The 26,382-nt window shown below is 67.4% G+C and carries 21 protein-coding genes; 19 read left to right on the top strand and 2 right to left on the bottom strand.

Annotated features, from left to right (window positions below):
• Positions 1-20: 20 nt before the first annotated feature.
• Positions 21-356, bottom strand: a complete 336-nt coding sequence (locus WJ35_RS03935) for a hypothetical protein (protein WP_010092467.1) — start codon at positions 354-356, stop codon at positions 21-23.
• 26 nt (positions 357-382) lie between these two features.
• Complete coding sequence (gene lexA, locus WJ35_RS03930; RefSeq protein ID WP_010092466.1) at positions 383-1,030, bottom strand: transcriptional repressor LexA; 648 nt, start codon at positions 1,028-1,030, stop codon at positions 383-385.
• 284 nt (positions 1,031-1,314) lie between these two features.
• Between lexA and WJ35_RS03925 the strand changes: the two genes are divergently transcribed.
• The 19 genes from WJ35_RS03925 (at position 1,315) to WJ35_RS03835 (ending at position 26,368) form a co-directional block, all read left to right on the top strand.
• On the top strand, positions 1,315-2,352 hold the full coding sequence (locus WJ35_RS03925; RefSeq protein ID WP_010092465.1) for a sulfate ABC transporter substrate-binding protein: 1,038 nt from the start codon (positions 1,315-1,317) through the stop codon (positions 2,350-2,352).
• Positions 2,353-2,442: 90 nt separating this feature from the next.
• Positions 2,443-3,348, top strand: coding sequence for a sulfate ABC transporter permease subunit CysT (cysT, locus tag WJ35_RS03920; RefSeq protein WP_042583970.1), 906 nt, complete (start codon positions 2,443-2,445; stop codon positions 3,346-3,348).
• Positions 3,345-4,292: a sulfate ABC transporter permease subunit CysW gene (gene cysW / locus WJ35_RS03915; RefSeq protein ID WP_060238836.1), complete on the top strand. Its 948-nt coding sequence runs from the start codon at positions 3,345-3,347 to the stop codon at positions 4,290-4,292. Before cysT ends, cysW begins: the two co-directional genes overlap by 4 nt.
• A 13-nt stretch (positions 4,293-4,305) precedes the next feature.
• Positions 4,306-5,361, top strand: a complete 1,056-nt coding sequence (locus tag WJ35_RS03910; protein WP_060238832.1) for a sulfate/molybdate ABC transporter ATP-binding protein — start codon at positions 4,306-4,308, stop codon at positions 5,359-5,361.
• Between the two features lie 75 nt (positions 5,362-5,436).
• Positions 5,437-6,363, top strand: coding sequence for a CysB family HTH-type transcriptional regulator (locus WJ35_RS03905; RefSeq protein WP_060238830.1), 927 nt, complete (start codon positions 5,437-5,439; stop codon positions 6,361-6,363).
• 351 nt (positions 6,364-6,714) lie between these two features.
• Complete coding sequence (locus WJ35_RS03900) at positions 6,715-7,665, top strand: sugar ABC transporter substrate-binding protein (protein WP_010092460.1); 951 nt, start codon at positions 6,715-6,717, stop codon at positions 7,663-7,665.
• Positions 7,666-7,809: 144 nt separating this feature from the next.
• Entirely contained in the window at positions 7,810-9,414 is a 1,605-nt protein-coding gene (locus WJ35_RS03895) for a sugar ABC transporter ATP-binding protein (RefSeq protein WP_060238828.1), read from the top strand.
• Complete coding sequence (locus tag WJ35_RS03890) at positions 9,411-10,430, top strand: ABC transporter permease (protein ID WP_060238826.1); 1,020 nt, start codon at positions 9,411-9,413, stop codon at positions 10,428-10,430. Before WJ35_RS03895 ends, WJ35_RS03890 begins: the two co-directional genes overlap by 4 nt.
• 67 nt (positions 10,431-10,497) lie before the next feature.
• Entirely contained in the window at positions 10,498-11,529 is a 1,032-nt protein-coding gene (locus WJ35_RS03885) for a LacI family DNA-binding transcriptional regulator (RefSeq protein ID WP_060238823.1), read from the top strand.
• Complete coding sequence (gene rbsK, locus WJ35_RS03880) at positions 11,526-12,467, top strand: ribokinase (RefSeq protein ID WP_060238819.1); 942 nt, start codon at positions 11,526-11,528, stop codon at positions 12,465-12,467. Before WJ35_RS03885 ends, rbsK begins: the two co-directional genes overlap by 4 nt.
• Before the next feature lie 193 nt (positions 12,468-12,660).
• Positions 12,661-14,454 carry a methyl-accepting chemotaxis protein gene (locus WJ35_RS03875; RefSeq protein WP_069239393.1) on the top strand — a complete coding sequence of 598 codons (1,794 nt, stop codon included), beginning with the start codon at positions 12,661-12,663 and terminating at the stop codon, positions 14,452-14,454.
• A 528-nt stretch (positions 14,455-14,982) separates the two neighbouring features.
• Complete coding sequence (locus WJ35_RS03870) at positions 14,983-16,905, top strand: PrkA family serine protein kinase (RefSeq protein ID WP_010092452.1); 1,923 nt, start codon at positions 14,983-14,985, stop codon at positions 16,903-16,905.
• 124 nt (positions 16,906-17,029) lie between these two features.
• A complete protein-coding gene (locus WJ35_RS03865; protein ID WP_010092451.1) occupies positions 17,030-18,298 on the top strand; it encodes a YeaH/YhbH family protein in 1,269 nt (422 codons plus the stop codon).
• Entirely contained in the window at positions 18,295-19,974 is a 1,680-nt protein-coding gene (locus WJ35_RS03860) for a SpoVR family protein (RefSeq protein ID WP_010092450.1), read from the top strand. Before WJ35_RS03865 ends, WJ35_RS03860 begins: the two co-directional genes overlap by 4 nt.
• 233 nt (positions 19,975-20,207) lie before the next feature.
• Positions 20,208-21,512, top strand: a complete 1,305-nt coding sequence (locus tag WJ35_RS03855; RefSeq protein WP_010092449.1) for an MFS family transporter — start codon at positions 20,208-20,210, stop codon at positions 21,510-21,512.
• A gap of 354 nt (positions 21,513-21,866) precedes the next feature.
• The gene (locus WJ35_RS03850; RefSeq protein WP_069239392.1) at positions 21,867-23,798 is read left to right on the top strand and encodes a rhomboid family intramembrane serine protease; all 1,932 of its coding nucleotides are present in this window, start codon (positions 21,867-21,869) and stop codon (positions 23,796-23,798) included.
• Between the two features lie 173 nt (positions 23,799-23,971).
• Positions 23,972-24,787: an ABC transporter substrate-binding protein gene (locus WJ35_RS03845; protein ID WP_060238884.1), complete on the top strand. Its 816-nt coding sequence runs from the start codon at positions 23,972-23,974 to the stop codon at positions 24,785-24,787.
• Between the two features lie 118 nt (positions 24,788-24,905).
• Positions 24,906-25,628: an amino acid ABC transporter permease gene (locus WJ35_RS03840; RefSeq protein ID WP_060238797.1), complete on the top strand. Its 723-nt coding sequence runs from the start codon at positions 24,906-24,908 to the stop codon at positions 25,626-25,628.
• A gap of 2 nt (positions 25,629-25,630) precedes the next feature.
• On the top strand, positions 25,631-26,368 hold the full coding sequence (locus tag WJ35_RS03835) for an amino acid ABC transporter permease (protein WP_060238793.1): 738 nt from the start codon (positions 25,631-25,633) through the stop codon (positions 26,366-26,368).
• Positions 26,369-26,382: the final 14 nt, after the last annotated feature.

The following is a 26,382-nucleotide window of genomic DNA, read 5'->3' as shown; positions in this document are numbered from 1 at the left end:
GGTGCGGGAACGTTCCGCAATCAGAGACTGCCTTGCGCGATCGAACGTTCCTCGGCAATGCAGTGATCGATCATCCGGCACACCGCGTCGATCGTCCCGACCATGATCAGGCGCGACGAACCATGATAGACGCGCACCGGCGCGCGGCGCGCCGGTTCCGCGTGGTTCAGACCGGCGTTCAGCGATACCCGCGCGAATGCGGGCAGCGCCGACGGCAGCAACGACGCTTGCCGTTCGACTGCTTCTTCTTGACCGGTGGGCGCCGCGGCGGTCAGCGGCGCGCACGGCGTGCGGCCGCGCAGGTGGCGCAGGCGACCGAATTGGCGGAAAGGCAGCAGGCGGGCAAGGCGTTCCATGGTGTTCTCCTGAGCGAGACGGATGGTCAGAATTCGCCCGAGCGAATCAGCCCGACGGCGATGCCTTCCAGCGCGAATTCCGCGCTGCCGGCCTTGACGAAGATGTTTTCGTAATCAGGGTTCTCCGCGATCAGCTCGAGGCCGCCGGGCCGGCGCTTCAGGCGCTTGACGGTGACATCGTCGCCCAGACGCGCGACGATGATCTGGCCGTCCTTCGCTTCCGTGCGCTTCTGCACGGCGAGCAGGTCGCCGTCGAGGATGCCGGCGTCGCGCATCGACAGGCCGCGGACCTTCAGCAGGTAGTCCGGCTTGCTGGAGAACAGCGCGGGATCGCACGCGAAGTGCTGCGAGATGTGCTCCTGCGCGAGGATCGGGCTACCTGCCGCGACCCGGCCGACGAGCGGCAGCGACAGCTGCATCAGGGCCGCGTGCGGCAGCGTGAACTGGTGCGGCGCGTCGTCGCCGCCGAGCAGGCGGATGCCGCGCGACGCGCCGGCCGCCAGTTCGATCACGCCCTTGCGCGCCAGCGCGCGCAGGTGCTCCTCGGCTGCATTGGGCGAACTGAATCCCAGTTCGGCCGCGATCTCGGCGCGGGTGGGCGGGAAGCCGGAGCGCTCGATCGCGCGGCGGATCAAGTCGAACACTTGCTGCTGGCGTGCGGTGAGTTTGGTCATGGCTCAACTGTATGGATAGACAGTGAGCTGTATTTTTATACAGTACCCGGGGAATTTCAAGTGTTACCTGAGGTTCGTCGCGATCGCGTCGATTCCGGCGCGATGCGCGATCCGGCGACGTCCGGACGCCGGTTCGTCCGCTGTAACCGTCGATGCCGTCTGCTTTAGCACTTTTCAATATTAAAAAATGAGGAACGATTATTTTTAATCATGTAACCCGTTCGATAGACTGGCTCGCATCTCGCAATACCGACAACATGACCGACAACACGGGAGAAGCATCGATGGTGAAGCGCAATACGGGACTGGCGGGCGGGGCGCGCCGCTTGATCGCAACCTTCGCGCTGGGCGCGGCCGCGGCGCTGGGCGTCGTCGCGCAGGCGCATGCCGATACGACTTTCCTGAACGTGTCGTACGACCCGACGCGCGAGCTGTATCAGGACTTCAACCAGGCGTTCGGCAAGGAATGGAAGGCGAAGACGGGCGAGACCGTCAACTTCAAGCAGTCGCACGGCGGCTCGGGCGCGCAGGCGCGCTCGGTGCTCGACGGGCTGCAGGCCGACGTCGTGACGCTCGCGCTCGCGTACGACATCGACGCGCTCGCGAACAAGGGGCTCGTCAGCAAGGACTGGCAGAAGCGCCTGCCCGACAACGCGTCGCCGTACACGTCGACGATCGTGTTCCTCGTGCGCAAGGGCAATCCGAAGGGCATCAAGGACTGGGACGACCTGACGAAGCCGGGCGTGTCGATCGTCACGCCGAACCCGAAGACCTCGGGCGGCGCGCGCTGGAACTATCTCGCCGCGTGGGCGTACGCGGTGCACAAGCCGGGCGGCAGCGAGCAGGCCGCGAAGGACTTCGTCACGAAGCTCTACAAGAACGCGGGCGTGCTCGACTCGGGCGCGCGAGGCGCGACGACGAGCTTCGTGCAGCGCGGCATCGGCGACGTGCTGATCGCATGGGAGAACGAGGCGTTCCTGTCGATCAAGGAATTCGGCGCCGACAAGTTCGAGATCGTCGTGCCGTCGGTGAGCATCCTGGCCGAGCCGCCGGTCGCGATCGTCGACAAGGTGGTCGACAAGAAGGGCTCGCGCAAGCTCGCCGAGGCGTACCTGAACTACCTGTACAGCCCGCAGGGCCAGGAGATCGCCGCGCGCAACTATTACCGGCCGCGCTCGAAGAACGTGCCGGCGGAGCTGACGAAGCAGTTTCCGAAGCTGAAGCTGTACACGGTCGACGACACGTTCGGCGGCTGGACGAATGCGCAGAAGACGCATTTCGCCGACGGCGGCGTGTTCGATTCGATCTACAAGCCGCAGTGACGACATAACGACAGCGGCGCGCGACAGCAGCGCGCCGCACCCCCGGCGCTCGCGCCGGACCCATGTGATTCGACCCAGCAAGAGCATCCGATGACGACGTACACCTTTCGCAAGCCGAGCGCGCTGCCCGGCTTCGGCGTGACGCTCGGCATCACGGTGGCCTATTTGAGCCTCGTGGTGCTGATTCCGCTTGCCGCCACGTTCCTGAAGACCGCGACGCTCTCGTGGGACCAGTTCATCGCGGCCGTCGCGTCGCCGCGCGTGCTCGCGTCGTACCGGCTGACGTTCTCGGCGGCGCTGGGCGGCGCGCTGATCAACGCGGTGTTCGGCTTTCTCGTCGCGTGGGTGCTCGTGCGCTACACGTTCCCGTTCAAGCGCGTCGTCGATGCGATCGTCGACTTGCCGTTCGCGTTGCCGACGTCAGTCGCCGGCATTTCGCTCGCCGCCGTCTACGCGGCCAACGGCTGGGTCGGCCAGTATCTCGCGCCGTTCGGCATCAAGATCGCGTTCACGCCGCTCGGCGTGCTGGTCGCGCTGACCTTCATCGGGCTGCCGTTCGTCGTGCGCACCGTGCAGCCGGTGCTCGAGGATTTCGAGCGCGAGCAGGAGGAGGCCGCCGCGTGCCTCGGCGCGTCGCGCTGGCTGACGTTCCGCCGCGTCGTGCTGCCGGCCGTGCTGCCGGCGCTCCTGACCGGTTTCGCGCTCGCGTTCGCGCGCGCGCTCGGCGAATACGGCTCGGTGATTTTCATCGCCGGCAACGTGCCGATGAAGTCCGAGATCACGTCGCTCCTGATCATCACGAAGCTCGAGCAGTACGACTACGCGGGCGCGACCGCGCTCGCGGTCGTGATGCTCGTCGTGTCGTTCGTGATGCTGCTGCTGATCAACACGCTGCAGTGGTATCTGCAGCGCCGCACGAGCCGCGCCGCATCGTCCGGCCGCGCCGCGAGCGCGCCCGCGACCGCCGCCACCGCCGCCGCAGGAGGCCAACGATGAGCCAGGAGGCCACCGCCGTGCTGAAACCCCCGTCCACCGCCGCGCAGGCGCGCGCCGCGAAGCGGCTCGACCCGGTCAGCGAGCCGCGCGCCGTGCGCTGGCTGCTCACCGGCATCGCGCTCGCGTTCCTCGCGTTCTTCCTCGTCGTGCCGCTCGCGGCCGTGTTCTTCGAGGCGCTGAGAAAGGGCGCCGGCTTCTATCTCGAGTCGCTCGCCGATCCGGACGCATGGTCGGCGATCAAGCTGACGCTGACCGTCGCGGCGATCGCCGTGCCGCTCAACCTCGTATTCGGCGTGTGCGCGTCGTGGGCGATCGCGAAGTTCGAATTCCGCGGCAAGGCGCTGCTGACGACGCTGATCGACCTGCCGTTCTCGGTGTCGCCGGTGATCTCGGGCCTCATCTACGTGCTGCTGTTCGGCGCGCAGGGCTGGCTCGGGCCGTGGCTGCAGGCGCACGACGTGCAGATCATCTTCGCGGTGCCCGGCATCGTGCTCGCGACGATCTTCGTCACGTTCCCGTTCGTCGCGCGCGAGCTGATTCCGCTGATGCAGGCGCAGGGCAGCGACGAGGAGGAGGCCGCGCGCGTGCTCGGCGCGTCGGGCTGGCAGATCTTCCGCCGCGTGACGCTGCCGAACGTGAAGTGGGGCATGCTGTACGGCGTGATCCTGTGCAACGCGCGCGCGATGGGCGAGTTCGGCGCGGTGTCGGTCGTGTCCGGACACATCCGCGGCGTGACCGACACGATGCCGCTGCACGTCGAGATCCTGTACAACGAGTACAACTTCGCGGCCGCATTCGCGGTGGCGTCGGTGCTCGCGCTGCTCGCGCTCGTCACGCTCGCGCTGAAGCTGCTCGCGGAGCGCCATCTCGCGGCCGATCTGGCCGGCGCGCGCGACGCGGCTCCCGCGCATGCCGGCCCCGCCGTCACTTCGTCGAATTCGTAAAGAGGCAACCAGAATGGGCATCACCGTCAGTCATCTGCACAAGCGCTTCGGCGATTTCACCGCGCTCGACAACGTCTCGCTCGACTTTCCTGCGGGCGAGCTCGTCGCGCTGCTCGGGCCGTCGGGCTGCGGCAAGACCACGCTGCTGCGCGTGATCGCGGGCCTCGAGCACGCGGACGCGGGGCAGGTCGTGCTGCAGGGCCAGGACGTCGCGTCGGTCGGCGCGCGCGAGCGCCAGGTCGGCTTCGTGTTCCAGCACTACGCGCTGTTTCGCCACATGACCGTGTTCGAGAACGTCGCGTTCGGGCTGCGCGTGAAGCCGCGCCGCGAGCGGCCGTCGGAGGCCGTGATCCGCGACAAGGTGCACGAGCTGCTGAAGCTCGTGCAGCTCGACTGGCTCGCGCAGCGCTATCCGTCGGAGCTGTCGGGCGGCCAGCGGCAGCGCATCGCGCTCGCCCGGGCGCTCGCGGTCGAGCCGAAGGTGCTGCTGCTCGACGAGCCGTTCGGCGCGCTCGACGCGAAAGTCCGCAAGGAGCTGCGCGGCTGGCTGCGCCGCCTGCACGACGACCTGCACATCTCGACGATCTTCGTCACGCACGACCAGGAGGAGGCGCTGGAAGTCGCGGACCGCATCGTCGTGCTGAACCACGGCCGCGTCGAGCAGGTCGGCAGCCCGCAGGACGTCTACGATCATCCGCAGAGCGCCTTCGTCTACGAATTCCTCGGCGCGGCGAACCGGCTGCCGGGCACGGTCGCCGAACACGGCTTCGTCGCCGAGGGCGCGGCCGCGCCGATCGCGGTCGACGCCGATTTCGCCGGGCCGGCGCATGCGTACGTGCGCCCGCACGACCTGCAGCTGCGGCCGGCCGGAGACCAGCAGAGCGGCATCGCGGTGGACGTGCGCCGCGTCGTGCCGCTCGGCGGCTCGGTGCGCGTCGAGCTGGAGGCGCGCACGGGCGGCGCGCTCGAGGCGGAACTCGATCGCGACGCGTGGCAGGCGCTCGCGCTGCGGGTGGGCGACGGCGCGACGGCCGTGCCGCGCGCGGTGCGCGTGTTTCCCGCGCGCTGACGCGCGCGTGCAGGGCAAGGGCGGCAACTGTTTCGATTCGACGATCAAACAAAAGACAGCCTAAGAGGCATACCCATGAACTTTCAGCAATTGCGTTTCGTGCGCGAGGCCGTGCGCCAGAACATGAACCTGACCGAAGTCGCGAACGTGCTGTACACGTCGCAGTCGGGCGTATCGAAGCAGATCAAGGATCTCGAGGACGAGCTGGGCGTCGACATCTTCATCCGGCGCGGCAAGCGGCTGACCGGGCTCACCGAGCCCGGCAAGGCGGTGCACCAGCTGATCGAGCGGATGCTGCTCGACGCGGAGAACCTGCGCCGCGTCGCGCGCCAGTTCGCCGACCAGGACAGCGGCCACCTGGTCGTCGCGACCACCCACACGCAGGCGCGCTACGCACTGCCGAAGGTGGTTCGGCAGTTCACCGAAGTGTTTCCGAAGGTGCATCTCGCGCTGCGCCAGGGCAGCCCGCAGCAGATCGCGCAGATGATCCTGAACGGCGAGGCCGATCTCGGCATCTCGACCGAGGCGCTCGACCGCTATCCGGACATCGTCACGTTCCCGTGCTATTCGTGGCATCACACGGTGGTCGTGCCGAAGGGCCATCCGCTCGTCGGCCGCGAGAACCTGTCGCTCGACGACGTCGCCGAGTATCCGATCATCACCTACGACCAGGACTTCACCGGCCGCTCGCATATCGACCAGGCGTTCGCGCAGGCGGGCGCGGTGCCGGACGTCGTGCTGACCGCGATCGACGCGGACGTGATCAAGACCTACGTCGAACTGGGGATGGGCATCGGCATCGTCGCGGCGATGGCGTTCGACCCGCAGCGCGACACGGGGCTCGTCGCGCTCGACACGCAGCACCTGTTCGAGGCGAGCACGACGCGGGTCGGCCTGCGCAAGGGCGCGTTCCTGCGCGCCTATGCATACCGGCTGATCGAGATGTTCGCGCCGCATCTGAGCGAGGCCGAGATCGCCGGACAACTGCGCGAGCCGGTCTGACGCGCCGCTTCCGGGACGCCCGCGCGGCGTCCCGTTCCATCGTCGCCGCAATCGCGCGCGCAATCGCACGTTCTCGCGCCGGCGGCCGGCGCGCTCCGCATAAACCCTTAAATATTGATCAGACGGGTTGCGCGCGGACAAGAAACGGTCCAGCATACCTCTCACTCCGCCGGCAGCCTGCCGGCGGTTGCGCGTGAACGCATCGCCCGCGCTCCGGCGGTCGGCCCTCTGCCTCGCACCCATTCCGTGGTACCGACAGCTTCGATTGCCATTGCCCGGCTGGTGCGCCGCAAACGTTTGCTCGCATTAAAACAACAGATGCCCCGCGGGGCCCAACGCCAGGAGATGTGTATGAATGTCCGCCTTCGCCGTCGCTTCCTGACCGCCGCCGTCGCCGCGGTCGCGCTCGCCGCCGCGCCGTTCGCCCATGCGGAGACGGCCGGCAAGCCGAAAGTCGCGCTCGTGATGAAGTCGCTCGCCAACGAGTTCTTCCTGACGATGGAAAACGGTGCAAAGGAATACCAGAAGCACAACGCGGCCCAGTTCGATCTCGTCACCAACGGCATCAAGGATGAAACCGACACCGCGAGCCAGATCCGCATCGTCGAGCAGATGATCGTGTCGAAGGTCGATGCGATCGTGCTCGCGCCGGCCGATTCGAAAGCGCTGGTGCCGGTCGTGAAGAAGGCGGTCGACGCCGGCATCGTCGTCGTCAACATCGACAACCGGCTCGATCCGGACGTGCTGAAGGCCAAGCGCCTGAACGTGCCGTTCGTCGGCCCCGACAACCGCAAGGGCGCGCGCAAGGTCGGCGACCTGCTCGCGAAGAAGCTGAAGGCGGGCGACCAGGTCGGGATCGTCGAGGGCGTGTCGACGACGACCAACGCGCAGCAGCGCACGGCCGGCTTCCAGGACGCGATGAAGGCGGGCGGGATGAAGGTCGTGTCGGTGCAGTCGGGCGAGTGGGAGATCGACAAGGGCAACGCGGTCGCATCCGCGATGCTCAACGAGTACCCGAACCTGAAGGCGCTCTTGTGCGGCAACGACAACATGGCGATCGGCGCAGTGTCGGCCGTGCGCGCGGCCGGCAAGCAGGGCAAGGTCTACGTGGTCGGCTACGACAACATCAACGCGATCAAGCCGATGCTGAAGGACGGCCGCGTGCTCGCGACCGCCGACCAGTATGCGGCGAAGCAGGCGGTGTTCGGCATCGACACGGCGCTCAAGGCGATCGCCGAGCATCGCAAGCAGGCCGACATGTCCGGCGTGGTCGAGACGCCGGTGGATCTCGTGACGAAGTGACGCCGCCCGGATCACGGCCGCCGCCCTCAAGAATCCGCAGCGACGGCCGTTATCCGGTGTGAGCGCGATCACGGCCACTGCGTGCCACTTGTGAGCGTCAATGCCGCGTGCCGTCCACTGCGCGCGGCCGCAACCAGGATCGCGATGGAATCGACCTTCCAACCCTCCCGTTCTGCCATCCCCGTGCTGGCCGTCTCCGGCATCGGCAAGACCTATGCCGAGCCGGTGCTCGCGGACGTCTCGCTGACGCTCGCGTCCGGCGAGGCGCTGGCGCTCACGGGCGAGAACGGCGCCGGCAAGAGCACGCTGTCGAAGATCATCGGCGGGCTCGTCGCGCCGACGGCCGGCACGCTGCAGCTCGACGCTCGCGCGTATGCGCCCGCGAGCCGCAAGGACGCCGAAGCACTCGGCGTGCGGATGGTGATGCAGGAGCTGAACCTGCTGCCGACGCTGTCGGTCGCCGAAAACCTGTTCCTGAACCGGCTGCCGCGCCGCTTCGGCATCATCGACCGCCAGCGCCTGCGCGACGACGCGCGCGCCGCGATGGCGCAGGTCGGGCTCGACGACGTCGATCCGGACACGCCCGTCGGCGCGCTCGGGATCGGCCACCAGCAGATGGTCGAGATCGCGCGCAACCTGATCGGCGACTGCCGCGTGCTGATCCTCGACGAGCCGACCGCGATGCTGACCGCGCGCGAGGTCGAGCTGCTGTTCGAGCAGATCGACCGGCTCAAGGCGCGCGGCGTCGCGATCGTCTACATCTCGCACCGGCTCGAGGAGCTTGCGCGGGTGGCCGAGCGGGTCGCGGTGCTGCGCGACGGACGGCTCGTGCATCACGGCGACATGGCCGCGACGACGACCGACCGCCTCGTCACGCTGATGGTCGGGCGCGAGGTCGGCGAGCACATCGACCTCGGCGCGCGCAGCTTCGGCGCGCCGCGGCTCGTCGTGTCGGGCATGACGCGCATGCCGGCCGTGCAGGACGTGTCGCTCGAAGTGCGCGCGGGCGAGATCTTCGGCATCTCGGGGCTGATCGGCGCGGGGCGCACGGAGCTGCTGCGGCTGATCTATGGCGCCGACACGCCGGACTCGGGCGTGATCGCGGTCGGCCAGCCGCTCGAGCCGGCTGAAATCCGCTCGCCGGTCGACGCGGTGCGGCACGGCATCGCGCTGATCACCGAGGACCGCAAGGGCGAAGGCCTGCTGCTGTCGCAGTCGGTCACGGCGAACGTGTCGCTCGGCCAGCTCGACCGGCTTGCGCGCGCGGGCGTCGTCGACGCGACGCGCGAGACGGCGCTCGCCGAGCGCCAGATCGACGCGCTGCGCATCCGCACGCACGGCGCGTCGCAGCCGGTCGGCGAACTGTCGGGCGGCAACCAGCAGAAGGTCGTGATCGGCCGCTGGCTCGCGCGCGACATGGGCGTGCTGCTGTTCGACGAGCCGACGCGCGGCATCGACGTCGGCGCCAAGTTCGAGATCTACACGCTGATGGGCGCGCTCGCGCGGGAAGGGCGCGCGCTCGTCGTCGTGTCGAGCGACCTGCGCGAGCTGATGCTCATCTGCGACCGGATCGGCGTGATGTCGGCCGGCCGCATGACCGCCGTGTTCGAGCGCGGCAACTGGACCCAGGATGCGCTGCTGGCCGCGGCGTTCGCCGGCTTCGGCCGCGACGAGGCCGCGCGTCATCCGGCAGCCGGAGCGGCGCAGGATGCCGCGTCCGGCGCTTCGACGACAGGACCTTCGCAATGACCCAGCCCCCCGTTACCCCGACCGACGCCAACCCGCAGCAGCCCGTCACGGGGCGCCGCGCGCGCACGCTGTCCGGCACGCGGCTCGGCATCTCGAACTACCTCGGGCTCGCCGGCGCGCTCGCCGCGATGATCGCGCTGTTCTCGGCGCTGAGCTCGCATTTCCTGACCTACGATACGTTCAGCACGATCGCGAACCAGATTCCCGATCTCGTCGTGATGTCGGTCGGCATGACCTTCGTGCTGATCATCGCCGGGATCGACCTGTCGGTCGGCTCGGTGCTCGCGCTCGCCGCGTCGATGGTCAGCGTCGCCGCGCTCAAGTGGCAGTGGGGGCCGCTGCCCGCCGCGCTGATCGGCATCGCGGCCGCGACCGCGACGGGCACGCTGACGGGCGCGGTCACGGTCGGCTGGCGGATTCCGTCGTTCATCGTGTCGCTCGGCGTGCTCGAGGCCGCGCGCGGGCTCGCGTACCAGCTGACGAATTCGCGCACCGCCTACATCGGCGACGCGTTCGACTTCCTGTCGAACCCGCTCGCGCTCGGCATTTCGCCGGCGTTCCTGATAGCCGTCGCGGTGATGATCGTCGCGCAGTTCGTGCTGACGCGCACCGTGTTCGGCCGCTATCTCGTCGGCATCGGCACGAACGAGGAGGCGGTCCGGCTTGCGGGGGTAAACCCTCGGCCGTATAAAATCCTCGTATTCGCGCTGATGGGCGCGCTTGCCGGGCTCGCGTCGCTGTTCCAGATTTCGCGGCTCGAAGCGGCGGACCCGAACGCGGGCAGCGGCCTCGAACTGCAGGTGATCGCGGCCGTCGTGATCGGCGGCACGAGCCTGATGGGCGGGCGCGGCTCGGTGATCAGCACGTTCTTCGGCGTATTGATCATCTCCGTGCTGGCCGCCGGGCTCGCGCAGATCGGCGCGAACGAGCCGACGAAGCGGATCATCACCGGGACGGTGATCGTGGTGGCTGTCGTGCTCGACACTTACCGCAGCCGGCGCGCGCGCGCCCGGTAGGAGCCGCGCACGGCAAGGAGCCGCGCACGGCAAGAACAACAGAGAACGGACCAGAGAGAAACGGGAAATGGCGACGATCAAGGATGTAGCGGCCATGGCGGGCGTATCGTTTACGACCGTGTCGCACGTGGTGAACAATTCGCGGCCGGTGTCCGCGGACGTGCGCGCGAAAGTCGAAGGGGCGATCCGCGAGCTGAATTACGTGCCGTCGGCGGTCGCGCGCTCGCTGAAGGCGCGCGCGACGGCGACCATCGGGCTCGTCGTGCCGAACAGCACGAATCCGTATTTTGCCGAGCTCGCGCGCGGCATCGAGGACCAGTGCGCCGCCAATGGCTACTGCGTGTTCTTCTGCAACTCGGACGACGATCCGGTCAAGCAGCGCAACTACCTGCGCGTGCTGCAGGAAAAGCGCATCGACGGGCTGATCGTCGCATCGGCCGGCGAGGACACGGTGCTCGCGCAGACGCTCGCCGACGCGCATGCGCCGCTCGTGGTCGTCGACCGCAACATCGAGGGGCTCGCCGCCGATCTCGTGCAGATCGACCACGAGCGCGGCGCATATCTGGCGACCCGCCACCTGCTGGAGCTCGGGCACGCGAAGATCGGCTGCATCACCGGGCCGACGGACACGGCCGTCAGCGCGATGCGCGTGCACGGCTTCATCCGCGCGATGGCCGAGCGCAGCGTCGACATCGTGCCGGGCGCGATCGCGGAAAGCGACTTCTCGTGCCTCGGCGGCTATCACGCGGCGTCGCGGCTGTTCGAATCGGTGCGGCCGAGCGCGATCTTCGCCGGCAACGACCTGATGGGTGTCGGCGCGCTGCGCGCGGCGGCCGAGCGCGGGCTGCGCGTGCCGGACGACTGCTCGATCATCGGCTTCGACGACATCGAATTCTCCCGCTACACGTACCCGGCCTTGTCGACGGTCGGCCAGTCGGTGCGCGCGCTCGGCGAGATGGCCGCGCAAACGCTGATCGAACGGATCGGCGGCGGGGCGAGCGCCGCGCCGAGCCGGCGGCGCGTCGTGTCGCCGCGCCTCGTGCTGCGCGAATCGACCGCCATCTACCGCGAACCGGCGCCGGCCGGCAACCGCGCATGACGGCGCGCGTCACATCCGGCGCGCCGCAGGCGGGGCGCGTGACGGTCATCGGCAGTCTCAACATGGATCTCGTCGTGCGCGCGCCGCGGTTGCCGCTGCCCGGCGAAACGCTCGCCGGCCACGCGTTCGCGCAGGCCGCGGGCGGCAAGGGCGGCAACCAGGCGGTCGCCGCCGCGCGGCTCGGCGCGCAGGTCGCGATGATCGGCTGCGTCGGCGCGGATGCGCACGGCGCCGCGCTGCGCGCCGGTCTCGAAGCCGAGGGGATCGACTGCGCGGGGCTCGCGACGAGCACGACGGCGTCGACCGGGGTCGCGCTGATCGTCGTCGACGACGCGAGCCAGAACGCGATCGTGATCGTCGCCGGCGGCAACGGCGAGGTGACGCCGGACACGATTGCACACCATGACGCAGCAATCGCCGCGGCCGACGTGCTGATCTGCCAGCTCGAAACGCCGGCGGACGCGGTCTTCGCGGCGCTGTCCGCCGGGCGCAGGCTCGGCCGCACGGTCGTGCTCAACCCGGCGCCCGCGGTCGCGCCGCTGCCGGCCGGCTGGCTGCCGCTCGTCGATTACCTGATTCCGAACGAGGTCGAGGCGGCCGCGCTGACGGGCCTGCCGATTCGCGACCCGGCCGACGCCGAAGCCGCCGCGCGCGCGCTGCAGGCGGGCGGCGCGCGCAACGTGCTGGTCACGCTCGGCGCGCGCGGCGTGCTGGCGCTGACGGCCGACGGCGCGGCGCGCCACTACCCGGCGCCCGCGGTGCAGGCGGTCGACACGACCGCCGCCGGCGACACCTTCATCGGCGGCTTCGCCGCGCGGCTCGCGGCCGGCGCGGACGTCGACGCCGCGATCCGCTTCGCGCAACGCGCGGCGGCGATCTCCGTGACGCGCGCAGGCGCTCAGCCGTCGATCCCGACACTGGCCGAACTGGCCGATTGACCACTCGGCCCGATGATTCCGGGCCGTTTTTGCGTCATTATTGATTGATTCGAAATTAACTGACGAATTGTTTGGAAAATTTCGGTAAACACCATCAAGTCGTGCGAATTGTTGTCGTAATTGCATCGAGGGAAGCCCATGCTTCCGGGCGATGGGCGTGGCCCATCAACGAAGACGCAAGACAGGAAAAATGATGGTGTTCAAAGACCTGACGATCCGCGCGCGCATCGGCTTCACGATCGCGTTTCTGGCCGGGCTGCTGTGCCTGATCGGTGTGCTGGGGTTGTTCGGCATGGGGCGCGCGAACGACTCGAACCGCGAAATCTTCACGAACCAGATGCCGAGCGCGGTCAACCTGGGGCTCGCCGAGATGTACGCCGCGCGCGAACGCCTCGCGCTCGATCGCGCCGCGCTGCTGGCCGGCACGCCGGAATCGGCGGCGGCGGTCGAACGCAGCCGCGCGATGCGCGCGCAGTCCGATGCGTGGTGGCAGAAATACCTCGCGCTGCCGCGCGACGGCGAGGAGGACAAGCTCGCGCAGGACGTCGCCGCGAAGCGCCAGGCATTGCAGCGCGAGTGCGACGGCTTCGCGGGCGTCGTGGCGGCGAACGAGCATGACCGGATCGCCGACGGCGCGAAGCAGCTTCAGGTGCGCTACAACGACCTCACGGTATCGGGCGAGGCGCTGCGCAATTTCCAGTTCACCGCCGGGCAGGCCGCGTTCGACCGGGCCGAGTCGACCTACGCGACGCTGCGGATCGTGTCGATCGTCACGCTCGTGGCCGGGCTCGTCGCCGCGCTGGTGTCGTACGTGACGCTGAGCCGCGCGATCGGCCGCCCGCTCGCCGACGCGCTCGCGCACTTCGACGCGATCGCTGCGGGCGATCTGCGCCGCCGCATCGTCGTGACGCGCCGCGATGAAATGGGCCAGTTGCTGGAGGGCCTCGGCAAGATGCAGGTCGGGCTCGTCGAAACCGTCAGCACGGTGCGGGGCGGCAGCGAATCGATCGCGACGGCGGCCAAGCAGATCGCGGCCGGCAACATCGACCTGTCGTCGCGCACCGAGGAACAGGCGTCGGCGCTGCAGGAAACCGCGTCGAGCATGGAGCAGCTGACCGGCACCGTGAAACAGAACGCGGACAATGCGCGCCAGGCGAGCGCGCTGGCCGCGAATGCGTCGGAGATCGCGAACAAGGGCAACGTCGTCGTCGGGCAGGTGGTCGGCACGATGGGCGAAATCAACCAGAGTTCCGCAAAGATCGCGGACATCATCGCGATCATCGAAGGGATCGCGTTCCAGACCAACATTCTTGCGCTGAATGCCGCCGTCGAGGCCGCGCGGGCCGGCGAGGAAGGCCGCGGCTTCGCGGTGGTCGCGGGCGAGGTGCGCAGCCTCGCGCAGCGCTCGTCGGGGGCCGCCAAGGAGATCAAGACGCTGATCGACGCGTCGGTCGAGCGCATCCGTTCCGGCTCGGCGCTCGTCGACGAAGCCGGGCGCACGATGACGGAAGTGATCGGCGCGGTGCAGCGCGTGACCGACATCATGGGCGAGATCGCGGCCGCGTCGGAGGAGCAGAGCGGCGGCATCGACCAGGTCGCGCGCGCGGTCACGCAGATGGACGAGGTGACGCAGCAGAACGCGGCGCTCGTCGAGGAAGCGGCCGCCGCCGCGCAATCGCTCGACGAGCAGGCCGCGCGGCTGCGCGAGACGGTCGCGGTGTTCCAGCTCGACGACGGCGCGGCGCGACCCTCGGTCGCAGCCGGCGCCACGCGCCAGGCGCCGCGCGCGAAGCCTGCGCCCGCTGCGCAGCCGGCCGCGGCAGCCGCACCTTCCGTGCCCGCTGGGCCGACCGCCGCGCCTGCCACGCGCAGCGAGCGTGACGCCGCACCGAAGCGCACGGCACCGGCGCGCAAGCCGGCGGCCGCAGCGAGCGCGCCGTCCCCGGCTGCGGCAACGGCCGGCGTCGACGATTGGGAGACGTTCTGATACGCGCATGCGCGCGCCTGCCGTCTGCATCAATCCCCATTTGACGAAGTCACACGGACGCCCGCGCATGCGGGCGTCGTCGTTCGTGCGGCCGGTCGAATGTGACACCGTCCGTGAACATTCACGCGTCGACGCGCGATGTGCATCCGCGCTACGGGTATCTCCTGACGATGCGAAAAAAATTTGTAACGGTGGGCGCGACGTGTCGTCGCAAACGTCTGCTCGAACGTCTATGAAGAAGGGGGCGTGAAGGGGAGTGTGAACGGCGCGGCGACGACGGCGAAGCCATCCGACGCACAAGACGTTCCGGTGCTCGACGAGACGCGACGGATGCAGTTTCGGCAGCTCGGGAGATCGATTGTAGAGCGACGAAAAGCGTTGTCCAAGTCATGTGTCGTCGATGACGAAGTTCACACAACGAGTTCGTGAAAAAAAATAAGAAAGGGTTTAGGATGAATTCGAACGCGCTTGCTTCAGCGCAGTCACATGAAGGCAGGCACGTCTTCAGACATAGGCGAGGGAGGTAGCATGGATATTTACAGCAGCTTCGCGAACCGCTTCGAAAAAACGCGAGAGGAAGAGTTCTCGCTGGAGGAGTATCTCGCGCTCTGCAAAAACGATCCATCCGCGTATGCCACGGCCGGCGAACGCATGCTGGCTGCGATCGGGGAACCAGAACACATCGATACCCGCAACGAACCGCGCCTGTCGCGGATCTTTGCGAACAAGGTCATCAAGGTCTATCCCGCGTTCCGCGAGTTCTACGGAATGGAGGAAGTGATCGAGCAGGTGGTCGCGTATTTCCGCCACGCTGCGCAAGGGCTCGAAGAGAAGAAGCAGATCCTCTATCTGCTCGGCCCGGTGGGCGGCGGCAAGTCGTCGATCGCCGAGCGTCTCAAGCAGCTGATGGAGCGCGTGCCGTTCTATTCGCTGAAGGGCTCGCCCGTCAACGAATCGCCGCTCGGGCTGTTCGACTACGACGAGGACGGGCCGATTCTCGAGGAACAGTACGGCATTCCGCGCCGCTATCTGAAGAGCATCCTGAGCCCGTGGGCGGTCAAGCGCCTGCACGAATACAACGGCGACATCCGCCAGTTCCGCGTCGTGCGCCGCTATCCGTCGATCCTGCGGCAGATCGCGATCTCGAAGACCGAGCCGGGTGACGAGAACAACCAGGACATCTCGTCGCTCGTCGGCAAGGTCGACATCCGCAAGCTCGAGCAGTACGCGCAGGACGACGCCGACGCGTACAGCTACTCCGGCGGCCTGTGCCTCGCGAACCAGGGCCTGCTCGAATTCGTCGAAATGTTCAAGGCGCCGATCAAGGTGCTGCACCCGCTGCTGACCGCGACGCAGGAAGGCAACTTCAAGGGCACCGAGGGCTTCGGCGCGATCCCGTTCGACGGGATCATCCTCGCGCACTCGAACGAGTCGGAGTGGAAGGCGTTCAAGAACAACCGCAACAACGAGGCGCTGCTCGACCGGATCTTCGTCGTGAAGGTGCCGTACTGCCTGCGCGTGTCGGAAGAGATCAAGATCTACGAGAAGCTGATCCGCAACTCGTCGCTCGCCGAGGCCGTGTGCGCGCCGGGCACGCTGAAGATGATGTCGCAGTTCTCGGTGCTGTCGCGCCTGCACGAGCCGGAAAACTCGAGCCTGTTCTCGAAGATGCAGGTGTATGACGGCGAGAACCTGAAGGACACTGACCCGAAGGCGAAGTCGTACCAGGAGTATCGCGACTACGCGGGCGTCGACGAGGGCATGACCGGCGTGTCGACGCGCTTCGCATTCAAGATCCTGTCGCGCGTGTTCAACTTCGATTCGAGCGAAGTGGCGGCGAACCCGGTGCACCTGATGTACGTGCTCGAACAGCAGATCGAGCGCGAGCAGTTCCCGCCGGAAACCGAGCAGAAGTACCTGTCGTTCGTGAAGGACGTGCTCGCGTCGCGCTACGCGGAATTCATCGGCAAGGAGATCCAGACGGCCTACCTCGAATCGTATTCGGAGTACGGGCAGAACATCTTCGATCGCTACGTCACGTATGCGGACTTCTGGATCCAGGATCAGGAATTCCGCGATCACGACACCGGCGAGAGCTTCGACCGCGCCGCGCTGAACGCGGAGCTGGAGAAGATCGAGAAGCCGGCGGGCATCAGCAATCCGAAGGATTTCCGCAACGAGATCGTGAACTTCGTGTTGCGCGCGCGGGCCGCGAACGCCGGCAAGAACCCGGTGTGGACGAGCTACGAGAAGTTGCGCGTCGTGATCGAGAAGAAGATGTTCTCGAATACGGAAGAGCTGCTGCCGGTCATTTCGTTCAACGCGAAGGGGTCGGCGGAGGAACAGCGCAAGCATGAGGACTTTGTGAACCGGATGGTCGCGAAGGGCTATACGCCGAAGCAGGTCAGGCTGCTTTGCGACTGGTACCTGCGTGTGCGCAAGTCGTCATGACCCGCATCATCGCGCAGCGCCCGTGCGGCGAGGTCGCACGGGCAACTTCAGAGACGCCGCCCGCATGACGGGAGACGGCACGGCGAGCGTCCCGGCATATCGACATTCAAGCGGGAGACCGGGTGTGCTTCATCAAATCATCGACCGCAGGCTAGCCGGCAAGAACAAGAGCATTGCCAACCGCGAACGCTTTCTGCGTCGCGTCAAGAACTACATTCGTCGCGCCGTGTCGGACGCGGTGCGCGATCGTAGCATCAAGGACATCCAGAGCACGCAGAGCATCACGATTCCGCGCAAGGACATCGCGGAACCGACGTTCCGCCACGGCCCGGGCGGACGCCGCGAGTACGTGCATCCGGGCAACGAGGACTACGTGCGCGGCGACAAGATCCCGCGTCCGCAAGGCGGCGCGGGCGGCGGCGGCAGCCAGGCGAGCAACGAGGGCGAGGGGCAGGACGACTTCGTGTTCGAGCTGTCGCGCGACGAGTTCATGCAGTACTTCTTCGACGATCTCGAACTGCCGCGCCTCGTGAAGACGCACCTGCTGACGGTGCCGAGCTGGAAGAACGTGCGAGCGGGCTGGGCGGCGGAAGGCACGCCGAACAACATCGACATCGTGCGTTCGCTCAGAAGCGCGCTCGGCCGCCGCATCGCGCTCGGTTCGCCGCTCGTCAACGAGCTGCATGAGCTCGAGGCGCAGCTCGAAGCGCTGAAGCGCGACACCGAGGATCGCCGCGCGGAGATCGCGACGCTGGAGGACCAGATCCACCATCTGAAGGGCCGCATCTGGCGCATCCCGTTCATCGATCCGTTCGACCTGCGCTACATCAACCGCGTGAAGCAGCCGCAGCCGTCGAGCCAGGCCGTGATGTTCTGCCTGATGGACGTGTCCGGCTCGATGGACGAGCAGCGCAAGGATCTCGCGAAGCGTTTCTTCATCCTGCTGTACCTGTTCCTCAAGCGCAACTACGAGCGCATCGAGGTGGTGTTCATCCGCCACCACACGCGCGCGGAGGAAGTCGACGAGGATACGTTCTTCCATTCGACCGAAAGCGGCGGCACGGTCGTGTCGAGCGCGCTCGAGCTGATGCGCAAGGTGATGAACGAGCGCTATTCGCCGACCGAATGGAACATCTACGGCGCGCAGGCGTCCGACGGCGACAACTGGACCGACGATTCGCCGAAGTGTCGCAAAATCCTGGAAGAGGATATCCTCACGAAGACGCGTTACTTCGCGTACATCCAGGTCGCGCCCGAAGAGCAGAATCTGTGGCTGGAGTATGCGCAGCTGATGCAGTCGCAACCGCATCTCGCGATGAAAAAAGTGGAATCGGCTGCCGATATCTACCCGGTGTTTCGCGAATTGTTCGAAAAGCAGGTGGAAATGTCATGACGAGCCGCCACCTGCACAGCGAATCACGCGGCTACCAGCCGCGCCGATCCGGCGACGACACCGCAGGCCATGCCGCGACGCAGCAACGCGGCCACGCCGAACCGTCGACGCCGCCCGCCGACATGCCCGGTGCCGGGCAGAAGGAAGCGCGTATGAACGTTGCCGAACGCAAGCCGCTGCCGTGCCCGTCCGACTGGACCTTCGAACTGCTCGAGGAATACGACACGCACATCGCGCAGGTTGCCGAGCAGTATGAGCTCGACATCTACCCGATCCAGCTCGAGCTGATCAGCGCCGAGCAGATGATGGACGCGTACGCGTCGGTCGGGATGCCGGTCAACTACCGGCACTGGTCGTTCGGCAAGCACTTCCTGTCCACCGAGAAGAGCTACCGCCGCGGGCAGATGGGTCTCGCGTACGAGATCGTCATCAACTCGAATCCGTGCATCGCGTACCTGATGGAAGAGAACACGATGACGATGCAGGCGCTCGTCATCGCGCACGCGGCGTACGGTCACAACTCGTTCTTCAAGGGCAACTACCTGTTCCGGTTGTGGACCGATGCGCACGCGATCATCGATTACCTCGTCTACGCGAAGAACTACGTCGCGGAATGCGAGGAGCGCTACGGCCTCGACCGCGTCGAGGAACTGCTCGACTCGTGCCACGCGCTGATGAACTACGGCGTCGACCGCTACAAGCGGCCGCAGAAGCCGTCGCTGTCGAAAGAGGCGGCGCTGCGCCGCGAGCGCGAGGCGTACCTGCAGTCGCAGATCAACGAACTGTGGCGCACGCTGCCGCAGAAGAAGCCCGAGCTGGCCGAGGAGCAGGAAGAGCGCTATCCGCCGGAGCCGCAGGAGAACCTGCTGTATTTCGCGGAGAAGAACGCGCCGCTGCTCGAGCCGTGGGAGCGGGAAGTGATCCGCATCGTGCGCAAGATCGGCCAGTACTTCTATCCACAGCGGCAGACGCAGGTGATGAACGAAGGCTGGGCGTGTTTCTGGCATTACACGCTGCTCAACACCCTGTACAACCAGGGGAAGCTCGCCGACGGCTTCATGATGGAGTTCCTGCATTCGCACAGCAACGTGATCTACCAGCCGCCCGTCACGAAGCCGTACTACAGCGGGATCAACCCGTATGCGCTCGGCTTCTCGATGATGAGCGACATCCGGCGGATCTGCGAAGCGCCGACGGACGAGGACTACAAGTGGTTCCCCGAGCTCGCGGGCAGCCCGTGGCTGCCGGCGATGCACTACGCGATGCGCAACTTCAAGGACGAGAGCTTCATCGCGCAGTACCTGTCGCCGCACCTGATCCGCGAGATGCGCCTGTTCTCGGTGCTCGACGACGACATGCGCGACGCGCTCGAGGTGTCGGCGATCCACGACGACTCCGGCTACCAGTACGTGCGGCAGTCGCTGTCGCGGCAATATGACATCCACCATCGCGAGCCGAACATCCAGGTGTGGTCGGTCAACACGCGCGGCGACCGCAGCCTCACGCTGCGCCACTTCATGACCGACAACCGGCACCTGTCGAACGACAGCGACGAGGTGCTCAAGCACATGGCGCGGCTGTGGCAGTTCGACGTGTACCTGGAAAGCGTCGACGAGGCGGGCACCGTGCGCAAGCGCTACGAGTGCCGCTACACGCCGCCCGAAGTGCGCCTGTGAGGGCGCGCGCCTCCACCTTGCATCCGACGCCAGCCTGCGGGCTGGCGTTTTCATTGGATGACCGGGAAGCGGGAGAAAAATTTTCTACATCCGGACGAACCCGGACAGTCCCTATCTTTACAATTCGCTAAAATTCGCTTGCGCATCGCGCCGGAACCGGTGCCATGCGTGTCCGCTCGCGGTGGTCCTGCGGCCGCCACGCCCAAAAGCACTACAAAGGAACAGACCAACCCATGGACGTCCAGACCGACCAAGCCGTGCCGTCCGCGCACGACACCCGGCGGCGTGTGTTCGCCATCGTCGGCGCCTCGTCGGGCAACCTCGTCGAGTGGTTCGACTTCTACATCTATTCGTTCTGCGCGCTGTACTTCGCGCCGGCGTTCTTTCCGAGCGGCAACACGACGACGCAGCTGCTGAACACCGCGGGCGTGTTCGCGGCCGGCTTCCTGATGCGTCCGATCGGCGGCTGGCTGTTCGGCCGCATCGCCGACCGGCACGGCCGCCGCGCCGCGATGATGATCTCGGTGCTGATGATGTGCGGCGGCTCCCTCGTGATCGCGGTGCTGCCGACCTATGCGCAGATCGGCGCATTCGCGCCGCTGCTGCTGCTGATCGCGCGCCTGTTCCAGGGGCTGTCGGTGGGCGGAGAGTACGGCACGAGCGCGACCTACATGAGCGAAGTCGCGCTGAAGGGCCGGCGCGGCTTCTTCGCGTCGTTCCAGTACGTGACGCTGATCGGCGGCCAGCTGTGCGCGCTGCTCGTGCTCGTGATCCTGCAGCAGACGCTGTCGGCCGCCGAGCTGAAGGCGTGGGGCTGGCGCATCCCGTTCGTGGTCGGCGCGGCCGCCGCGCTGATCTCGCTGTACCTGCGCAAGTCGCTCGACGAGACGTCGACGAGCGAGTCGCGCGACAAGAAGGACGCCGGCACGATCCGCGGCGTGTGGCAGCACAAGGGCGCGTTCCTGACGGTGGTCGGCTTCACCGCGGGCGGCTCGCTGATCTTCTACACGTTCACGACGTACATGCAGAAGTACCTCGTGAACACGGCCGGCATGCACGCGAAGACCGCCAGCAACGTGATGACCGTCGCGCTGCTCGTCTACATGCTGCTACAGCCGGTGTTCGGCGCGCTGTCCGACCGGATCGGCCGCCGCATGTCGATGATCCTGTTCGGCGCGTGCTCGGTGATCGGCACGGTGCCGCTGATGCACGCGCTGAAGGACGTGCAGAGCCCCGTCGCGGCGTTCGTGCTGATCACGGTCGCGCTTGCGATCGTCAGCTTCTACACGTCGATCAGCGGCCTCATCAAGGCCGAGATGTTCCCGCCGGAAGTGCGCGCGATGGGCGTCGGCCTGTCGTACGCGGTCGCGAACGCGCTGTTCGGCGGCACGGCCGAGTACGTCGCGCTGTGGTTCAAGTCGATCGGCAGCGAGGAGACGTTCTACTGGTACGTGACCGTGCTGTGCGCGGTCTCGCTGATCGTGTCGTACCGGATGCGCGATCCGAGCAAGGAAGGGTATCTGCGTCACGAGCCGTGATCGGTGCAACGGCGCGGCCGCCGGTGCGGCCGGCATGACGCCACGGAACGGCGCGCCGCGATGTACGTGGCGCGCCGTTTTTTGTTCATGGCCGGTTCGCGTCGCTGGTCGCCGCGCGTAAGCGCATCGCGCATCGCGCGATATCGTTATCGAAATCGCTTCGTTGTCCGCGGTCGGCGCCAGCGCTTATGCTGGGCGCGTAGTTCGTGTGACACCTCCTTGACTGGGATTCACGCCCGCTGCTTGCAGCGGGCGTTTTTTTGTTCCCGCTCCGTCACGCGGCCAGCAGTGTCAGGGACACCAAATATAATGGCGCGCGCGCGGCTCACGCGCGACAACCCATACCAAGATCCCATGAGAGAACAACCAACATCCAGGCCGTGGCTGACGATCGTGCTGGCCGTCGTCAATATCGCGATATTCGTGCTGATGTGGCGCGCCGCATCGTACGGCGACCTGTCGAACCCGCTGCTGCTCGACTGGGGCGCCAATTTCGCGCCATACACACTGACGGGCCAGCCGTGGCGGCTGCTGACCAGTGCGTTCCTGCACGGCGGCTGGCCGCATCTGCTGCTGAACCTCTACATGCTGGTGGTGCTCGGCACCGTGCTGGAGCGCGTGGGCGGATCGACGCGATTCGGCGTCACGTATCTGCTGTCCGCGCTCGGCGGCTCGCTGGCGAGCGCGCTGTGGTACGGGTATCACGAAGTCGGCGGCACGAGTCTCGCGTTCGGCGTCGCGCTGACGACGAGCGCGATACGGCCGGTCGTCAGCGTTGGCGCGTCGGGCGCGCTGATGGGACTCGCGGGCGCCGCCGCGGCGCTGGTGCTGCGACGCCGGCGCGAGGCCGGAGCCGACGCGCAGGTGCCGATCAATCTCGCCGCGGTCGCGCAGGTCATCGTGCTCAACCTCGGGTCGGGCTTCGTGATTTCCGGGATCGACCAGGCCGCGCATGTCGGCGGCGTGATCGTCGGCTTCGTCGCCGGCTGGCTGATGTATGGCGGCACGCGTGCGTCGCGCGTCGTCGTGCCGCTCGCGCTCGCGGTGCTCGGCAGTGCCGGGATGCTGGCCGCGGCGCAGCGCGCGGGCAGCGACGAGTTGCAGAGCTGGCGCGTCGCGACCGATCGCGCGCTCGCGCACGACGCCGCGAAGCGGCAGGCGCAACAGCAGGCGGCCGCGATCGCCGCGCAAATTCGCGACGACGAGCAGCATCGGCCCGCGCCCGTGTCGCCGGAGCAGGCCGCAGGCACCGTCATCCCGGTGGGCAAGGCGCCGTACGCGATGGTGATGGGGCCGTCCGGCAAGCGCCTGTATGTGACCGACAACGACGCGAACACGCTCGTCGTCGTCGATGCGCAGCGCCAGGCGGTCGTGCGCACGATCGCGGGCGAACCGTTCGCGACCGGGCTCGACGGCTGCCCCGGCAACATGTGCCGCGGCCGTGGCGCGAGCGGCCTCTATGTGAGCCCGGACGAACGCTATGCGTACGTCGCGTCGATGCGCGAGGACGGTCTCGTGCGCATCGACCTGACGAGCGGCGCCATCGTCGACGGCGTGACGCTCGGCCGGTTTCCGCGGGCGATCGTCGCGTCCGCGTCGCACGACCGGCTGTTCGTGCTGAACAGTGTCGACGACACGATCTCGGTCGTCAGCCTCACGCAATGGCCGCAGGTCCTCGCAACGCTGAAACTGGGCGACGGCGACGCGTCGGGCGTCGATTTCGGCCGGCAACTGTCGATGTGGCTGTCGCCCGACGGCAAGCGGCTGTATGCGTATGCGTTCGAGAAGAGTGCCATCGTCGCCTTCGACACGGCGACGAATGCGCCGGTGCAAACCTATCCGGTCGATGCGGATTTCATCGAAGCGAAGCCGGGCGCGAACGGTGCCGGCGTGTGGTTCTACAACGCGTCGTCGGTGCAATGGCGGGACGCGTCGACGCTTGCCGTACGCAGCGCTTATCCGGTGTGCGACACGTCGATGCACAGATTCGACGGCAGCGGCGACGGCTCGCTGATCGCCGTCGCCGGCTTCGACGGCAAGCCGCTGCGCGTGATCAAGACGGCGACGCGTCGCACGGTGGGCGAGTTTCCGGTGGCGGGCGGCGCCGGGCAGGTGATCTTCGCGCCTGACCGCCGCACGCTGTTCGCGCTGGGCGCCGCGGGCACGCTGTCGTTCCTGAGCATGGACCGGTCGCTCGACTATCTGCAGGGCACGGGCGACGGCGAGTTTCTGTGCGCGGCGTCCGCCGACGGCAGCGGGGATGGCGGGGATGCCGGCGACGAATGACCGCGCTCGCGCGTCATCACGAAACCCGCAGAGCAAAGCAGCATTTCTTGGTTCGGATCCGCACGGCCCGCTGATACGTTAGCGGCTTCGCGACGATACACCGCGTTGCGATGTTCCTCGAACCGGGCCGCCGTGTGATCCGCGGCGGCTCACATAACAAACAGGTCGTGCTCATGAAAATCCACACTCTCGCTACGTGGCTCGTCGGGGTTGCGCTCGTCGCCGCAGGCAGCGCCGCGCACGCGGACCGCCTCGACGACATCAGGAAGGCCGGCGTGCTGCGCGTCGCGACGTTCGACAGCAATCCGCCGTTCGGCTTCGTCGACGCGAAGACCAACCACATCGTCGGCCTCGACGTCGACTACGCGAAAGCGCTCGCCGACAAGCTCGGCGTGAAGCTGCAACTGCAGCCGACGAACCCGGCGAACCGCATTCCGTTCCTGACGTCCGGCAAGGTCGACCTCGTGCTTGCGAACTTCACGATCACCGACGAGCGCGCGAAGCAAGTCGATTTCAGCATCCCGTATTTCTCGTCGGGCCAGCAGTTCCTCGCGAAGAAGGGCGTGCTGAAGTCCGCCGAGCAGCTGAACGGGCTGCGGGTCGGCGCGGACAAGGGCACGACCAACGAGATCACGCTGCGCGAGAAATATCCGAAGGCGACGATCGTCGCGTACGACGACACGCCGTTCGCATTCGCCGCGCTGCGCGCCGGCAACGTGCAGGCGATCACGCAGGACGGGCCGAAGCTGATCGGCCTGCTCGCGAACGTGCCGGACAAGCAGAACTACGAGATCCCGGCGTTCGCGATCTCGAACGACTACATGGGCGTCGGCGTGCCGAAGGGCGAGACGCGCCTGCTCGGCTTCGTCAACGACACGCTGAAGGGGCTCGAGACGAGCGGCCGCGCGACGCAGATCTACGACGCGTGGTTCGGGCCGGCGACGAAGACGCCGCTCACGCGCATCTTCCGCATCGGCGACAAGACCTGAGCGCGCGACACGACCCATGACACGCGCGCCGCGATGCGCCGCCGGGCCGACCGGCGAGTGTATCGCGGCGCATTTCGTTGACTTCCGATCGCGGGCGCTACGCGTTCGCGCCACACGCATGCTCGGGCTGGCTCCCAAATACCTGTCCTGGCTCTGCCAGGGCTTCCTGCTGACGCTCGGCCTGTCGGCCGCGTCGGCGCTCGCCGCGATCGTCGGCGGTCTTGTGCTGTCGATCCTGCGCCATACGCGCCGCCCGGTGCTGCGCGCCGCGGTGGCGGCCTATGTCGTCACGTTCCGCAACACGCCGCTGCTCGTGCAACTGCTGTTCTGGTACTTCGGCGTCGCGTCGTTGCTGCCCGACACCTGGGTCGCGTGGCTGAACGCGGGCCATGCATGGCATGCGGGCCCGTTCACGCTCGCGTGGCCGTCGTTCGAGTTCGTCGCCGGCTGGGTCGGGCTGAGCGCGTATACGGCCGCGTTCGTCGCGGAGGAGTGCGAAGCAGGCCTGCGCGGCGTGCCGCTCGCGCAGCGCGACGCGGCCGCGGCGCTCGGCCTCACGCCGCTGCAGGCGCTGCGCTACGTGATCCTGCCGCAGGCGGTGCGCATCGCGTTGCCGCCGCTGTTCGGGCAGACGATGAATCTCGTGAAGAACTCGTCGCTGGCGATGGCGATCGGTGTCGCCGAGCTGTCGTATGCGTCGCGGCAGGTCGAGACCGAGACCTTCAAGACCTTCGCCGCGTTCGGCGTCGCGACCGTGCTGTACGTGGCCGCGGCGGCCGCGATCGAGGCGGTCGCGTATGCGTCTGCGCAATGGCGCGACCGGCTGGGTGCGGGGCATTGACGATGGAATTCTCGCTGTTCGCCAACAATCTTCCATACCTGCTCGTCGGCGCGTTCCCGGACGGGCCGCTCGGCGGCGCCGCGCTGTCGCTGGTGCTCGCGATCGCGTCCGCGTGCGCGTCGGCGGTGCTGGGCGTCGCGCTCGGCGTCGCGATGGCGCTCGCGCGCGGCTGGGCGCGCGTGCTGCTGCTCGCGTTCATCGGCTTTTTCCGCGCGATTCCGGTGCTGATGCTGATCTTCTGGACGTATTTCCTGATGCCGATGCTGCTGCACACCGACGTGCCGGGGCTCGCGACGGTCGTGTGCGCGCTCGCGCTGATCGGCGGCGCGTATCTCGCGCACGCGGTGCATGCGGGGATCGTCGCGGCCGGCGCGGGGCAATGGCAGGCAGGGCTGTCGCTCGGCCTCACGCGCTGGCAGACGGTGCGCTACGTGCTGCTGCCGCAGGCGATCCGGATCATGACGCCGTCGTTCGTGAACCAGTGGGTGTCGCTGGTGAAGGACACGTCGCTCGCGTACATCGTCGGCGTGCCGGAGCTGTCGTTCGTCGCGACGCAGGTGAACAACCGCCTGATGGTGTATCCGGCGCCGATCTTCCTGTTCGTCGCCGCGATCTACCTCGTGCTGTGCACGTCGCTCGACGGCGCCGCGCGCTGGCTGCTGTCGTGGCGGCCGCGTGCGGAACGCCACGCGCGCACCACGGCCGAGCGGGTGCAGCCGGCGCGCGGCGCGACCCGTTGACGCCGGCGGGCGCC

Source organism: Burkholderia ubonensis (assembly GCF_001718695.1).
GTDB lineage: Bacteria > Pseudomonadota > Gammaproteobacteria > Burkholderiales > Burkholderiaceae > Burkholderia > Burkholderia ubonensis_B.
This window is presented reverse-complemented; position numbering and strand designations above follow the sequence as displayed.

What these genes read in the sequence shown, in the direction of transcription:
- WJ35_RS03845 (WP_060238884.1), top strand. Translation starts at nt 23,972, where the DNA reads ATGAAAATCCACACTCTCGCTACGTGGCTCGTCGGGGTTGCGCTCGTC.
- WJ35_RS03935 (WP_010092467.1), bottom strand. Translation starts at nt 356, where the DNA reads ATGGAACGCCTTGCCCGCCTGCTGCCTTTCCGCCAATTCGGTCGCCTG.
- WJ35_RS03875 (WP_069239393.1), top strand. Translation starts at nt 12,661, where the DNA reads ATGGTGTTCAAAGACCTGACGATCCGCGCGCGCATCGGCTTCACGATC.
- lexA (WP_010092466.1), bottom strand. Translation starts at nt 1,030, where the DNA reads ATGACCAAACTCACCGCACGCCAGCAGCAAGTGTTCGACTTGATCCGC.
- WJ35_RS03895 (WP_060238828.1), top strand. Translation starts at nt 7,810, where the DNA reads ATGGAATCGACCTTCCAACCCTCCCGTTCTGCCATCCCCGTGCTGGCC.
- cysT (WP_042583970.1), top strand. Translation starts at nt 2,443, where the DNA reads ATGACGACGTACACCTTTCGCAAGCCGAGCGCGCTGCCCGGCTTCGGC.
- cysW (WP_060238836.1), top strand. Translation starts at nt 3,345, where the DNA reads ATGAGCCAGGAGGCCACCGCCGTGCTGAAACCCCCGTCCACCGCCGCG.
- WJ35_RS03860 (WP_010092450.1), top strand. Translation starts at nt 18,295, where the DNA reads ATGACGAGCCGCCACCTGCACAGCGAATCACGCGGCTACCAGCCGCGC.
- WJ35_RS03835 (WP_060238793.1), top strand. Translation starts at nt 25,631, where the DNA reads ATGGAATTCTCGCTGTTCGCCAACAATCTTCCATACCTGCTCGTCGGC.
- WJ35_RS03850 (WP_069239392.1), top strand. Translation starts at nt 21,867, where the DNA reads ATGAGAGAACAACCAACATCCAGGCCGTGGCTGACGATCGTGCTGGCC.
- WJ35_RS03855 (WP_010092449.1), top strand. Translation starts at nt 20,208, where the DNA reads ATGGACGTCCAGACCGACCAAGCCGTGCCGTCCGCGCACGACACCCGG.
- WJ35_RS03905 (WP_060238830.1), top strand. Translation starts at nt 5,437, where the DNA reads ATGAACTTTCAGCAATTGCGTTTCGTGCGCGAGGCCGTGCGCCAGAAC.
- WJ35_RS03910 (WP_060238832.1), top strand. Translation starts at nt 4,306, where the DNA reads ATGGGCATCACCGTCAGTCATCTGCACAAGCGCTTCGGCGATTTCACC.
- WJ35_RS03925 (WP_010092465.1), top strand. Translation starts at nt 1,315, where the DNA reads ATGGTGAAGCGCAATACGGGACTGGCGGGCGGGGCGCGCCGCTTGATC.
- WJ35_RS03840 (WP_060238797.1), top strand. Translation starts at nt 24,906, where the DNA reads ATGCTCGGGCTGGCTCCCAAATACCTGTCCTGGCTCTGCCAGGGCTTC.
- WJ35_RS03900 (WP_010092460.1), top strand. Translation starts at nt 6,715, where the DNA reads ATGAATGTCCGCCTTCGCCGTCGCTTCCTGACCGCCGCCGTCGCCGCG.
- WJ35_RS03870 (WP_010092452.1), top strand. Translation starts at nt 14,983, where the DNA reads ATGGATATTTACAGCAGCTTCGCGAACCGCTTCGAAAAAACGCGAGAG.
- rbsK (WP_060238819.1), top strand. Translation starts at nt 11,526, where the DNA reads ATGACGGCGCGCGTCACATCCGGCGCGCCGCAGGCGGGGCGCGTGACG.
- WJ35_RS03885 (WP_060238823.1), top strand. Translation starts at nt 10,498, where the DNA reads ATGGCGACGATCAAGGATGTAGCGGCCATGGCGGGCGTATCGTTTACG.
- WJ35_RS03890 (WP_060238826.1), top strand. Translation starts at nt 9,411, where the DNA reads ATGACCCAGCCCCCCGTTACCCCGACCGACGCCAACCCGCAGCAGCCC.